General features: G+C 45.8%; 12 protein-coding genes and 1 pseudogene. 7 read left to right on the top strand and 6 right to left on the bottom strand.

What is annotated here, in order from left to right; translation table 11 throughout:
* Nucleotides 1-213: 213 nt before the first annotated feature.
* The 4 genes and pseudogenes from QUB44_RS22500 to folD all read right to left on the bottom strand — a co-directional run bounded on the left by QUB44_RS22500 (nt 214) and on the right by folD (nt 3,260).
* On the bottom strand, nt 214-1,002 hold the full coding sequence (locus QUB44_RS22500) for a calcium-binding protein (RefSeq protein WP_333370910.1): 789 nt from the start codon (nt 1,000-1,002) through the stop codon (nt 214-216).
* A gap of 73 nt (nt 1,003-1,075) precedes the next feature.
* A pseudogene (locus tag QUB44_RS22495) lies at nt 1,076-1,219 on the bottom strand (bifunctional 5,10-methylene-tetrahydrofolate dehydrogenase/5,10-methylene-tetrahydrofolate cyclohydrolase); the annotation flags it as partial.
* A gap of 324 nt (nt 1,220-1,543) precedes the next feature.
* A complete protein-coding gene (locus QUB44_RS22490) occupies nt 1,544-2,305 on the bottom strand; it encodes a calcium-binding protein (RefSeq protein ID WP_333370908.1) in 762 nt (253 codons plus the stop codon).
* A gap of 76 nt (nt 2,306-2,381) precedes the next feature.
* Entirely contained in the window at nt 2,382-3,260 is an 879-nt protein-coding gene (gene folD / locus QUB44_RS22485; protein ID WP_333370906.1) for a bifunctional methylenetetrahydrofolate dehydrogenase/methenyltetrahydrofolate cyclohydrolase FolD, read from the bottom strand.
* 144 nt (nt 3,261-3,404) lie between these two features.
* Between folD and QUB44_RS22480 the strand changes: the two genes are divergently transcribed.
* Both QUB44_RS22480 and QUB44_RS22475 read left to right on the top strand, forming a co-directional pair.
* On the top strand, nt 3,405-3,836 hold the full coding sequence (locus tag QUB44_RS22480; protein WP_333370904.1) for a DNA-binding protein: 432 nt from the start codon (nt 3,405-3,407) through the stop codon (nt 3,834-3,836).
* Nucleotides 3,837-3,996: 160 nt separating this feature from the next.
* Nucleotides 3,997-4,419, top strand: a complete 423-nt coding sequence (locus QUB44_RS22475) for an NUDIX hydrolase (protein ID WP_333370902.1) — start codon at nt 3,997-3,999, stop codon at nt 4,417-4,419.
* Between the two features lie 97 nt (nt 4,420-4,516).
* On the opposite strand, the gene QUB44_RS22470 is transcribed toward QUB44_RS22475, so the two are convergent.
* Nucleotides 4,517-5,065: a LeuD/DmdB family oxidoreductase small subunit gene (locus QUB44_RS22470; RefSeq protein WP_333042404.1), complete on the bottom strand. Its 549-nt coding sequence runs from the start codon at nt 5,063-5,065 to the stop codon at nt 4,517-4,519.
* A gap of 178 nt (nt 5,066-5,243) precedes the next feature.
* Here QUB44_RS22470 and QUB44_RS22465 point away from each other — a divergent pair, with 178 nt between their 5' ends.
* From QUB44_RS22465 to QUB44_RS22455, 3 genes are all read left to right on the top strand, one after another.
* Nucleotides 5,244-6,119: a hypothetical protein gene (locus QUB44_RS22465; RefSeq protein WP_333370900.1), complete on the top strand. Its 876-nt coding sequence runs from the start codon at nt 5,244-5,246 to the stop codon at nt 6,117-6,119.
* 526 nt (nt 6,120-6,645) lie between these two features.
* Nucleotides 6,646-8,871 carry an ATP-binding protein gene (locus tag QUB44_RS22460; protein ID WP_333370941.1) on the top strand — a complete coding sequence of 742 codons (2,226 nt, stop codon included), beginning with the start codon at nt 6,646-6,648 and terminating at the stop codon, nt 8,869-8,871.
* 440 nt (nt 8,872-9,311) lie between these two features.
* On the top strand, nt 9,312-10,991 hold the full coding sequence (locus QUB44_RS22455) for an AarF/ABC1/UbiB kinase family protein (protein WP_333370898.1): 1,680 nt from the start codon (nt 9,312-9,314) through the stop codon (nt 10,989-10,991).
* On the opposite strand, the gene QUB44_RS22450 is transcribed toward QUB44_RS22455, so the two are convergent.
* Nucleotides 10,957-11,109 carry a hypothetical protein gene (locus QUB44_RS22450; protein WP_333370896.1) on the bottom strand — a complete coding sequence of 51 codons (153 nt, stop codon included), beginning with the start codon at nt 11,107-11,109 and terminating at the stop codon, nt 10,957-10,959. The genes QUB44_RS22455 and QUB44_RS22450 overlap by 35 nt on opposite strands.
* Before the next feature lie 106 nt (nt 11,110-11,215).
* On the opposite strand from QUB44_RS22450, the gene galT reads away from it, so the two are divergent.
* Nucleotides 11,216-12,304 carry a galactose-1-phosphate uridylyltransferase gene (gene galT / locus QUB44_RS22445; RefSeq protein WP_333370894.1) on the top strand — a complete coding sequence of 363 codons (1,089 nt, stop codon included), beginning with the start codon at nt 11,216-11,218 and terminating at the stop codon, nt 12,302-12,304.
* A gap of 112 nt (nt 12,305-12,416) precedes the next feature.
* On the top strand, nt 12,417-13,529 hold the full coding sequence (locus tag QUB44_RS22440) for a M24 family metallopeptidase (RefSeq protein ID WP_333370891.1): 1,113 nt from the start codon (nt 12,417-12,419) through the stop codon (nt 13,527-13,529).

The following is a 13,529-nucleotide window of genomic DNA, read 5'->3' as shown; positions in this document are numbered from 1 at the left end:
TACTCCCCCTATTTATTGAGCCGATACCCTATATTCATGAAATATGCTGTATGATACAGCATATTCCATGTAGATGTAAATCGCGAGAAACTGGGTTTAGAGCAACAGAATTAGTAATGATGTGAGAACTGTAAAGAAACCCGGTTTCTGGGTGTACTTTATAAACCTGGAATACGCTGTAAGTTGGTCAGCTTACCAGTGATTGTCCTTACTTTAGAAACGCTGAACGGAAAGAATCCTGTTTTGAAGTTCATTAGGGGTTACATTCTCTACAAAACCTAAAATCCCGTTAGAATTCTTGACTCTGATGAGAGTTCCTGAATAAACTCCGCTAATTCCGCCTCTGAGTTGAGTTCCTGAAGCAGATCCGCTAAATTCGTCGGCCACATCTTGTAGTATAGCTTGTGGCCCATCGAACCTATATGTTAATGCCACATTCTGTATCGGCTCCAACACTATATCATTGACCGTTAAGTCACTTGCTAATCCAATGCGATCAACATCAGGATCAAAACTTTCGATTATATCGCTAGAATTGATATCTGTAGTGGCAGAATCTATTTCCAGAACGCATAAATTATTGCCAAGCCCACACTCTAAGAAGTCTCTGCCCAAGCCGCCAACCAGAGTGTTATTCCCATCTGTGCCGGATAACAAATCATTGCCTCTCCCCCCAAATAAAATATCATCGCCAGCATCTCCAAGAAGCCAATCAGCATCTAGACCACCACTGAGGGAGTTATTCCCCTCCTGTCCAAACAAGGCATCTTTTCCTTTTCCCCCAAATAAAGAATCGTTGCCTGCAAAACCTATGAGAATATCTTCCCCTTCATTTCCCAGGATTAACTCGCTAGCTCCTGAGCCATTTACTGTATCATCGCCATCGAGCGCCCAAGCTCCTAAAGGGAAGTTTGTTAGCTCTCCAAAAGAAAGTTGAATCAATTCTGAGGTGTTGTCGCCAATTAAGCGCACTATCCCTGATGGATCGGGTTTTAAAGCCATAGCTAAAATCTTTGTGTGTTGGTAGATTACTAACCCTACTTGAACCCATACTGGCTCACAAGTGGGTCATAATTCAATTAAAACCATATTCAATATAACTCAAAACGGTATTTTCCAAAAGCCTAGCAACAGTCACTGGCCCGATTACTCCCGGCACCGGCGTGATAAATTCGGCTACTTTTTTAACAGCATCAAACTCCACATCTGGAGCCAAACGGCTCGTACCGTCTGGATTGACAACGCCGAATTCGCGTTGTTGCTATCTTGAATTCCTCACGGTAAATCTTAGTGATTCGTGATGTCGATCGGAGCTTGAAATCGTTACTAAACCAACTTTCTTCCGTCGATGCGGACTCAAAGAGTAAATAATTTTACTTACAAGACTTACGCTGCATAGTCAATTTTTACGCGATTGGTAGTAGTTGGGTGCGTATTTCGCACCCAACTACTAGCGTTTCTCCGTAACTCCTGTAAATATCAGGAGTTAATTTGTGCCTAACAAAATGATAAGTTTTTCAGCTTACAACTGATTGTCCTGAACTTAGAAACGCTGAACGGAAACAATGCTGCTTTGTAGTTCATTAGGGGTTACATCCTCTACAAAACCTAAAATCGCATTAGAATTTCTGACTCTGATTAGAGTTCCTGAAGAAAGTCCGCTAATTCCGCTGACTAAAGCTGGAGGAATTAATGGTTGTAAAGCTTGCGACACATCGAACCTAAATGTTAATGTCACATTCTCTATCGGCTCCAACACTATATCATTGACCGTTAACCCACTCGCTAATCCAATGCTATCAAAACCAGGAACAAAACCTGCGATCGCATCACTAGAATTGATATCTGTAGTGGCAGGATCTATTCCCAGAACGCATAAATTATTGCCAAACTCACAACTTAAGAAGTCTCTGCCCAAGCCGCCAACCAGAGTGTTATTCCCCTCTTGGCCGTTTAAAAGATCATCGCCTCTACCCCCAAATAAAATATCATCGCCTGCCCTTCCAAAAATAAAATCAGCATCTAGACCACCACTGAGGAAGTCATTCCCCTCATGTCCATACAGGCCATCTCTTCCTTTTCCTCCAAATACAGAATCGTTGCCTACAAAACCTCTGAGAACATCTTCCCCTTCATTTCCCAGGATTAACTCGCTAGCCTCTGAGCCATCTACTGTATCGTCGCCATCGAGGGCCCAAGCTCCTAAAGGGAAGTTGGTTAGATCTCCAGGAGAAAGTGCAATGAATTCCGAGGTGTTGTCGCCCATTAAGCGCACTATCCCTGATGGATCGGGTTTTAAAGCCATAGCTAAAATCTTTGTGTGTTGGTAGATTACTAACCCTACTAATTGAGCCAATACTGGCTCACAAGTTGGCCCCTATTCAATTAGAACCGTATTCAATATAACTCGAAACGGTATTTTCCAAAAGCATAGCAACAGTCATCGGCCCGATTCCTCCCGGCACCGGCGTGATAAATTTGGCTACTGTTTTAACAGCATTAAAATCAACGTCTCCGACCAAACGACTCGTACCGTCTGGATTGACGACGCGGTTAATACCGACATCAATTACTACTGATCCAGGTTTGACCATATTAGCTTTAATCATTTCTGTGCGGCCGACGGCGGCTATTAAAATATCGGCTTGATTCGTAATCAATTCTAGGTTTTTCGTCCGCGAATGAGCTACAGTAACAGTGCAGTCGGCTTCTAATAGCATCAGTGCCATCGGTTTACCTACCAAAATACTCCGTCCCAAAACAACGGCATTTTTTCCTTTCAAATCAATCTGGTATTCCTGCAATAACCGCATCACTCCGGCGGGAGTACAACTCCGCAAACCTTGCTCCCCGCGCACGAGACGGCCTAAATTTACAGGGTGAAGTCCGTCAGCATCTTTGTCGGGGGCAATTTGGTACAGCAGCGAAATTGCATCTAAGTGTTCTGGCAGCGGTAATTGAACTAAAATGCCATCTACTCGATCGTCCTCGTTGAGCGCACGAATTGCAAGTTCTAGTTCGGCTTGAGTAGCGTTTGCGGGGTAATGCTGGCCGAAGGAAGCTATGCCAACTTTAGCGCAGGCTCGCTCTTTATTGCGAACATAGGCTGCGCTGGCTGGGTTGTCGCCCACCATCAGCACCGCAAGTCCGGGAGGACGCCCCTTTTGGGGTTGTAGGGCGCGGACTCGATCGCTCAGCTCGGTTTGAATCTTTGTCGCTAAAGCTTTGCCATCTAGTATTTGAGCAGTTTTGGCATCCATTGTAGACTCTGGGTTAGGGGCTGACGACTTTAGATTTTAGCCTAATCCCCGCCAAGGACTACACTAGAGAAATTTCTTACTTGCGATCGATTCTGGGGATTCTGTTAAAGTAAGTCGTATCTCAAATCTCAACTCAGTTGACCAATGACTACTGCAATTAAGCAAGTTTGGGTTCAAAGATTCTGCACCAGCTCTTTGTCGCTAATCCTCGCCAGCGGTTTTTTCAGTTGTGGCAATTTACCAATGTCTCAACTTAATCTTGGTTTTAATGTTGCTAGCATTGGCGACGTTCAACAAAAGCGGCAAGTGGATGCTGAAGTTTATCTTCGGGGGAAGGTAGAAAATCGCGCTCCGTTTGTAGGGAATGCGGCTTATCAACTTGAGGATGGTACTGGCAGTATTTGGATTTTAACCAAGCAAGATTTGCCCCAGCTTGGCGATGAAGTGCTGCTGAAGGGAGAAGTCCGCTACAAGAGTATTACTCTGAAGGAATTGGCCGGAAAAGATTTAGGTGAAATTTATGTTGAGGAAATGGAACAGTTAAAGCGCACTCCCAGTTCAGACAAGGGGAAATAGGCATTGGTTATTTGTTGTTTGTTATTTGATAATTGCTCTTTGTTCCCTCTTCCTTATTTAATATCTGAGGAATACTCCATAATTCATCCGTGTATTCGTGTTAAATAACTAATGACTAATGACTACTGACTACTGACTACTGACTACTGACTAATAACACATGACTAAAATTCACGTTGCGATCGCGATTTTGTACCAAGACGGCAAGTTTCTCTGTCAGTTGCGAGACGATATTCCTCATATCAGGTATCCCGGACATTGGGCTTTGTTTGGTGGACACTTGGAACCGGGAGAAACTGCGGAAGTGGCTGTATTACGGGAATTATCAGAGGAAATTTGCTATGATCCTGCAAGTGTTTCTTTTTTCTGTTGCGATGTCGAAAAAGATGTGGTTCGCCACGTTTTTCACGGACAACTTAGTGCGGATGTCAAGGATTTAGTTTTGCTGGAGGGTTGGGATATGAAGTTGTTGACCCCGGAGCAGATTCGGGCCGGCAAATGCTATTCTGAGCAGTCAGGAGATGTGCGACCTTTTGGCATTGCTCACCAGCGTATTTTATTGAATTTTATTGACTCGATTTGAGAAAATTTCCACGCACCCTACATTGCATGGGTTTGAGGAGGGAGATATTAGTAAGGTGCGCCCGGTGGTACACCCTACATTGCAGGGGTTTTAAAAGTTAAGAGCGAGCCGCAATCATTCCCGTTTGGCGCGCGTAGTCAAACAACCCTCCGGCATCAATCACTGGCCCTACTTCTCCTAAAGGTTTGAGCGAGAAAGTTCGATCGAGAGTGTGGTTGACAATTACCTCTGCTGTAAAGTCGATCGTCACTTCTTGGCCGGTTACAAACAAGTCGCAGAGCCTCTCAACTGATTCTATCGGGTACAATTCGCCAGTAGCCGAGCAATTGCGAAAGAAAATGCGTGCGTAAGACAAAGCCACCACTGCTGTAACGCCAGCGGCTCCCAAAGCGATGGGAGCGTGTTCCCGCGAAGAACCGCAGCCAAAATTTTCGCCTGCTATTATAATCGGATACCGGGTTTTCTGTTCACCGGATTCGATAAACTTACCGTAGCGATCGGGCAACCCAATCATCGCATAACTGCCTAGTTTCTCGTACTCATCCGGCTTCGAGGGAACCAGGGTCAGGTATTCGGCAGGGATAATTTGATCTGTATCGATGTTGTCGTCTACAACAAAAATTTGACCGCTAATTACTTTACCCATAGTTTATTTCCTGTTAGCCTCGCTCGATGCTGTGGTGATAATTTTAAGTGGATCGGTATGCAAGATTTGCATCTGTTCATTTTAACCTGGCAGTGTCAGTGATAACCTGTATGAGTAAAAATTAGATCCGAGACTTTGGGTTAACAATTAACAGATTGCTAAGCGTCAAGATAGTTTTATGGCAAATCCAATAGATGACATTGCTCGACAAGCTCGCGAGGGCTCGGTTGCATCGATTATTCAAATCCTTAATGACGAACTGGCACTGATAGGGGTCAGGGCCCGAGCTGTGTTTGCGGACGGGGTGCTGCAACTGCTGTGCGAAGCTGCAACGCCCCAACTGCTCGAAGAGTCGAGTTTGGTCGATCGAGTCCGAGAAATTTTGGAACGCATTTCGCCCCACAATATTCGCCGAGTCAACATCAACAGCCGGCTTGTGCGAGAACACCAACTGCTGTGGCTGGAAGAAATTAGCCGCGATCCGGATAATCAACTGTTGTGGTCTCAAGAAATTAAACTCCGAAAGCCGAATTTGTTCAAGCGTTTAGCCACCGCCCATCACGAACGACAAACTCTCACAGGCAAGCGGGCTTTGCCGAGAATGGCTATACCTCGATCGATGCAACAACCGCGGCAATTTCAGCGCGGTATCGTCGGCGGCATCAGCTTGACCGTGCTGTTGCTTGCAGCAGCGGCCGCCATCCACAAAGGACTTAATTCCCAAGTGCCAAACAGCACACAAGCCAGCACCCAAGCAGTTGCCAGTGCCCCTCCCTCGGAGGCAAAACCTGCTTTGAAAATTTCTAAGGAGACTGTTAATTCTGCTGTGGACTCTTTTGCCCAAGCAGTGCGAGTAGCCGAACAAGCAGCCACCGAGGGCAAAACCGCTCAATCTCGCGAGGATTGGTTAGTCGTAGCTGCTAAGTGGCAGCAAGCTTCCGATTTGATGGCCGCCGTGCCTTCCAAGCATCCCCGCTACACAACGGCTCAGAACCGGACGGCACTTTACCGCCAAAATAGCGATAAAGCCCAACAGCAAGCACAAAATAAGTAAGCAGGTAAGTCGGATAAATTTAACCTTAGAGTTCGCCTCGCTGCTCTAGGTGTTGTGAAAAATGAGTTTTTGAGCAAAAACTCGGAAACTCTCAGCTATGTTATGAGTGATAATTTTGGGATTTTGAATTTTTGCGATCGGCGTTACTCGATCGGCAGATTTGTCTCACAATAAAAATTTGTTAGAATCACAAGCTTAAATAGGAAACATCACACAGTGAGAAGAGGGGTGTCACTAAGCGGTCTCTAGAAAAGCTTCATACTACTAATAACCGTCAAAATTAGCGGGAATGGGATTGATAATCATCCGGTAAAGGATGGTACAGTTCATTCCGTACAGATCGAAAGGTAGAAAACAGGAAAATAGAACTCGGTCAGATCTGGGTATATTTTTACATATCGAGCGACCCGCCGACCGGCTGGAACACAGAAAGCAGGCTCATAACGGTCAAGCCGACAGTTAGAGAGAGGTTCTATATTTGCAGCGGGAGCCGGCTCAAACATCTTAGAATAAAGGCTTGGTTGCCATGATCGATCGCCAGAGAAATCAAGACTTTACTTTGATCGACCGATCGCCCTCAGAGGCTTGCACTTTGCATTTACCGCAAATCGCAGAACCAGTATCAGTCCAAAAATTTCTGGATCGTCTTATGCAGTACCAGGTCGATCCTGCCCTCCTTGGGCGACAAATTTGCCAAATTCTCGCCACCAGCTTTGATCAAGAACTCCTGCTGCAGCAAATAGCCAATACTTTGGGGGTTGCATGGGGGGCAGATTTCTGTTTTGTTGCTGCTGTGGTTGACCACAAAGCAGTAAATCCGAATGCTTGCTGGCAAAATAGCAGCGATTTCGCCTATGTTGCCGGTGTTGCCGATTCCACCGAAACACCGGAATACCCCCAAACCACAAGATTAAAACCGCCTAGCATATCACTCGAACATCCCGTTTGGGCAGACGTGCTAGCAAACGGCGAGATAGTGGCGATATCCGACTATCTGGATATTCCTGCTGCTTCATCGCCCAATTCCCCTGTGACTGCGCTGCCTTTCCGGGCAATTCTGGCAGGGCCTGCGCGATTTGGAGGGGCTGTAAATGGCATGGTGATTGTAGGTAAGTCGCAACCTCACGAATGGTCGGTAGCCGATCGGCAGCACCTTGAAACAGCATCAGACGCGATCGGCAGCGCGATTTCTCACATTCAAAAAACTCAAGAAATTGCCAGCTTAAACGAACAGTTACAGCGACAAGCTAAATACAAAAATCTACTCAGGTCAGTTGCTGCCTTGATCGACACCAATTCAGAAGTCGATCGAATATTGCAGCAAGTTATTGAAAATACCGTCGATACCCTGGAAATAGATAGAGGCCAAATCCTGCTATTGAAATATACAGATCCTCTATTTACAACTCGCTCCCCCAATCAAACTCCCAAAGCGAAAGTCGAATTAGTTTGCGAATCCGTTGTAAAAAAAACTCCAAAGAAACAGGCAATAGCACAAAGCGCTACCGGAAAAAAAAGCTCAACATCCAAAACAAAAAACCAAGATAAAACTGCTAATTCCCAATCCAAAATCCCCAACTCAAAACCAAATAACTATCCCGCTTTTTGGCTGTCAGAATCTAATTTGTGCCACCAAGCATTCCACAGCGCACCAAAACCCCTCGCCCTCGCAGACGCAGGCGCATTAATCGGCAAAGAACAAGAAGCAGCCACAGAAATTTTGAAACTCCAAGGCATTCGCGACTTGCTGCTGGTTCCCCTCACGGGCGGTAGCTGCCAGGAAACAGTTTTGGGTTTCTTGGTTTTGCAGCACTCCGATCCGCGCACTTGGATCCCGGAAGAATTAGAAGTTCTCGAATCAGTCAGCGCTCAAGCGAGCAAGATGATTATCCAAACTCAAACGGTTAAGGAATTGCAAACCGTAGTCTTCGACAGAACCTCTCAGTTGCAGCAAAGTCTAGACCTGCAGGAGAAACTGTACGAACAATCTGCCAATCAGCTAGAACAAATGCGGAAATTGAAGCTGATTAAAGAGGAGTTTCTCAGCACTCTGAGTCACGAGTTGCGTACCCCTTTAACAATCATGAAGCTGGCGATTCTGATGCTCAAACAAGCTGAACTGCCGTCAGCGAATCGGACTAAGTATCTCGACATTCTAGAACAGCAGTGTTCTAAGGAAACTGCTCTGGTTAACGATTTGCTGGCCCTCAAGCAGTTTGAACCTCAGCAAGTCCCGATTTCTCTAATCAAAATCGATCTCAACCGTTTATTTCAAGATTTAGTTAGGGATTTTGAAAAACAGTGGGCGGATAAGCAATTGACTCTTAAGGTGGATTTGCCCACGTTGACTCCTTGCTGGGAAACTGACCCGGACATTCTCAATCGGATACTGCTGGAACTGCTGACGAATGCTGGAAAATACTCTGCTTCTGGAACGACGGTAGTTTTGGAGGCGTCTGAGGCAGCCGGCTATATTGTCCTGAGCATTTCTAATTTCGGGCGCGGTATTTCTGCCGCTGATTTGCCCCACATCTTTGACAAGTTCCGCCGTGGCACTGGCATTACTGACCAAGCTATCGCCGGTACGGGTTTGGGTCTGGCTCTGGTAAAGTGTTTAGTGCAGCACTTGAATGGTACTATTGATGTATCTAGCTGTCCGGCAGAATGTTCAGAATCTGACAATTTGTGGCGCACATCTTTTACTCTGACTCTGCCGCAATTTGCAGCGGAACTCTGTAATGTAGAAGAATAGTTCGGTTGAGAAGCTCCTGGGAATTGGCAGCGAACAGGCGAAACTAGAAGACTTGCCAGAAGAGGGAGATTGGGAAATGTCGTAAACACTACCAAGTCCTCTGTTTTGAATTGTTGATCTGGTTGCCGTCTAAATTGCCGGTTCTCGATTGCTGATTTTTCCCATAACTTATATTATGTCTGGTTATTGACCCGTAATTAGCGCGTGTTTTTAGTGAGTGCGACTGTCCTCTATTTATGAATTAATTAGGACTTGCATTACTTACTAGGAACTTAATTATAATTGTATAGTCGGAGATGATATTACGCAGTATAGACCAAAGAAACTGAGTTTTTAACTGTTTCAAAGGCCTGCCACCCGTCTTTTCGTACAAGCGGGTTTCTGCGTCCTGGATTGTCCCTAAAAATTGTCACGGTGCATGGAATTCGATCGCCAATATTATGCTCACAAAAGCTGCACCTAAAACCCTGCGTTGGCAACGTTCTAAATATTCGCCACTGGCACGGCAAATAGACATTTTTGCAGCGGCGGGAAAGTTTATGTTTTTTTTGTGGTGGGACGCACTGCTGCAAAATAATTCGCCTCATACTAGAAGAATTCGCGCTCATTGGTTGGTCAATACTTTGCTGAATTTAGGCCCGACTTTTATTAAAATCGGGCAGTCTCTCTCGACTCGCGCGGATTTGTTGCCGCTTGAGTATGTGAAGGAACTCGAACAGTTGCAAGATCGGGTTCCTCAGTTTAGTTCCGAAGAGGCGATCGCTCTTGTAGAATCAGAGTTAGGCAAGGATATTTATGCTTTGTACCGTGATTTTGACCCGTCGCCGATCGCTGCTGCGAGTCTGGGACAGGTACACAAAGCGAGGCTGCACACCGGGGAAGATGTGATTGTAAAGGTTCAGCGTCCGGGTTTGGAAAGTTTATTTGATTTGGATGTGAAGGCGGTGCGCCAAGTGATGCGTTTTTGCGATCGCTATTTGCCTGGAACGCGCAAATATGACCTGGAATCTATTTATCACGAGTTTTTTAAGATTTTATATCAAGAAATTGACTACGTGCAAGAAGGTAAAAATTCCGATCGCTTTAGCCATAATTTTCGAGAATATCCTCAAGTTATTGTCCCGAAAGTCTACTGGCAATACACTACTAAAAAAGTGCTGACTCTAGAATACGCACCGGGCATTAAGGTGGACGACCGCATTAGTTTAGAGGCGATTGGAGTCGATATTGTGAAGCTCAATCAACTCGGAATTTGCTGTTATTTGAAACAGTTGTTAATTGACGGTTTTTTTCAAGCTGATCCGCATCCGGGAAACTTGGCGGTGACAGAAGATGGTAGCTTGATTTTTTACGATTTTGGGATGATGGCTGAGGTGAAGTCTCTGGCTAAAGACCAAATGGTCAAGACTTTTTTTGCTGTGATGAGAAAGGATGCTGATGAGGTACTCAATACTTTAATGTCGATCGGCTTAGTTGAGCCGATGCCGGATATGATGCCAGTACGCAGGTTAATTGCTTTTCTGTTGGATAAGTTTATTGATAAGCCGATCGACTTTCAAGCTTTTAATGAAATTAAGAACGAACTTTACATCATGTTCGAGCAGCAACCGTTTCGCTTGCCTGCAGAAATGATGTTTATTGTCAAGTCAGTCACGACTCTCGACGGCATTGCCAGAACTCTCGACCCTAATTACAATTTCCTAGCATCCGCTCAGCCTTTTGTCAAGAGTATTGCGGTGAGCAAGGGGCGGGGAAATGCGATCGGAGAATTGGCAAGGCAAGCGCGAAGTTTTATTACATATAAGTTACGGCAGCCGAGCAAATCGCAAGTTTATCTCAAGCGTTTGGAGCAGCGAATTGAAGAAGGCGAACTGCAAATTAGAGTGCGAAATCTAGAGAGCGAAAGAGCCTTGAAACGCATTAATTTAGCCCTGAAAACTCTAATTTTCGCTTGTTTGACTGGTTTTGTGTTTTTGTCGGGTGCAGTGCTGCTAGTGGGCGGATATCAAACGGGGGCGATCGCAGCTTTTGCGGTTTCGGGATTCGGTGGCTTGTTTGTGTTGCGCTCGTTGTTAGACTTGTTGGTTAAGGAAAAGCTCGATCGAATGGTCGATCGATAAATATACTGGGTAATTGGGAATTGCGATCGTAAGCTGCTACGCATTTAAATTGAATCCAGATCCAAGCTCTCCAGCCCGTTCTACCATAGCAGACGATCGGCTGACGTTGGTACTGCAAACTAAACTTGTTAACATAATTTGCGACTTTAGGTAGGGGCAGATTCTCAAAGCACGAAGTTATACTCCTAACATATATTAAACGCGATCGCCCGCCCCTACAAAAAATGTACGCCCAAACATTGCTAAAACCAGACGGCCGCCCACTCACACTGTACAGTCGCTACCCAATCCCAGAAGGTATCGTGGCCGTAAGTCCCAGCAATGAACCCGTACAGGCAAACCCGCACTTTCGCTGGCATCCTTTGCGGGGGGAATGGGTAGCATACGCCAGCCACCGTCAGGGAAGAACTTTCATGCCGCCGCCGGAATACAACCCCCTGGCAGCTACAATTAACCCTAAGTTTCCGACAGAATTGCCGCCGGGAGATTACGATGTAGCAGTGTTTGACAACCGCTTTCCCTCGATGACTTTGCAAGCAAAAAACGCACCTGCAAATATTGTAGAAACTTTGCCAGCTAAAGGCATTTGCGAAGTCGTTGTTTTCACTCAAGATCCGCTGGCTTCCTTGGGATCTTTGGAGTTAACTCATTTGGAATTATTGTTAGAAGTATGGGCCGATCGCACTTCAGTTATTGGCAGCAATCCCGAAATTGAATACGTCTTGCCCTTTGAAAATCGCGGCGTCGAAGTCGGAGTAACTTTGCACCATCCCCACGGTCAAATTTACGCTTATCCGTTCGTGCCACCGGTGCCGGCACGGATGTTAGAATGTCAATCGGTTTACTATCAAAAAAACAGTAGCGGTTTGCTGCAAGATTTGATTCAAAAAGAGATTGCCGACAAACAGCGAATTATTTATTTAGACGAAGAGGCGATCGCCTTTGTACCCGCTTGTGCCCGCTACCCTTACGAAGTGTGGATTGCCCCGATCGCCCCCGCTGCTACATTTATCGATTTGACGGAAAAACAGCGGCAATCACTCGCTAAAGCCTTAAAAACAGTCACCCTCAAATATGACGGTTTGTGGCATCGCCCATTCCCTTATTTGATGGCTTGGTTTCAAGGCCCCACAGACGGGAAACCCCATCCAGGAGCGCATTTGCACGCCCAATTTTATCCGCCCTATCGATCGAGCGATCGGCTAAAATACCTAGCAGGAACCGAACTCGCCGCCGGAATGTTTGCCAACGACGCTTTACCCGAAGAAAAAGCTAAAGAATTGCAAGCAGTATCTATCGATTTTAGATTTTAGATTTTAGATTTTAGATTGAGGAAATGCTGACTCAAATAATTGATTTTATTCCTTCTTCGTGGGGTGTCCCGCCCCGTCCTAAAAATAATATAATTTAGATGCAAGAAAGCAGATGATAAACTCATTAAACCTAGAAGTTGAAAGCAAACTCGAATTCATCCGCAAAGCCTTAACCGAAACAAAAGCGATCGCGCTTCGCTTGCGCGGTACAGATTGGTTTGCCTGGGCCACAGCCGGCGGTTCCCATACAGTATTGCTAACCGCAGAAACCGGAGTGGCAGAAATATTAATTACCGCCGAAAATGCTTGGGTTCTCACCGATGAAATCGAAGATCAACGCTTGCAGGACGAGGAACTGCCAGCCAACTTTCAAATGCACATCTATCCTTGGGCTGATGTTGCAGAGCGCGAAGCTTTCGTCAAACAAATTACTGGTGGCGGTAACGTTATGAGCGATCGGCCAACTTCCCAAGAAATGCCAATAATCGCATCTTTACAATCCCGCAAACAGACAATGATGTCAAGCGAATTAGAGCGATACCGACGAGTTGGGCGTTTAGCCAGCGAAGCGATGACAGAGGTACTTTCTGCAGCCAAACCCACATGGACAGAATATCAGCTAGCGGGAGCCGGTGCAGAGGCTTTGTGGGCTAGAGGTTTGCATCCAGCCCTGACATTAGTTGCTGGAGAAAGGCGTTTGGCGCTGTACCGCCACGCCACAGCAACCGCCGAACAAATTGGACGACAAGCAATGTTAGTATTTTGCGCGAGGGGATGGGGTTTGTATGCAAACTTAACTAGATTTGTCTGTTTCGATTTTCTTGGGGAAAAGCATTCAGAGTTGCACCGACAAGTCAGAGAAATTGAAGCAGCGGCGCTCAATTTTTGTCGGCCGGGAGTAACGCTGAATGCGGTTTATGATACGCTTAAAACTGCTTACGAAGAGCACGGATATCCTCAAGCAATTGCGGAACACCATCAAGGCGGAACTACCGGATACTTGGCCCGGGAAATTGTGGCGAATCCGGCTACTTCAGATATTTTGGCAGAAAATATGGCTGTGGCTTGGAATCCGAGTTTGTCGGGAGCAAAAATTGAGGATACGTTTTTAATTCACAGCGATGGAACGTTGGAAAATTTGACTTTTGATCCGAATTGGCCGAGCGTAGAAGTTGCGGGAAGGTTGCGCCCTGTGCCGCTGGAAATATGGGACGATAGACCTTAG

Origin of the sequence: Microcoleus sp. AT3-D2, assembly GCF_036705715.1 — a bacterium.
Taxonomy (GTDB): Bacteria; Cyanobacteriota; Cyanobacteriia; order Cyanobacteriales; family Microcoleaceae; genus Microcoleus.
This window is presented reverse-complemented; position numbering and strand designations above follow the sequence as displayed.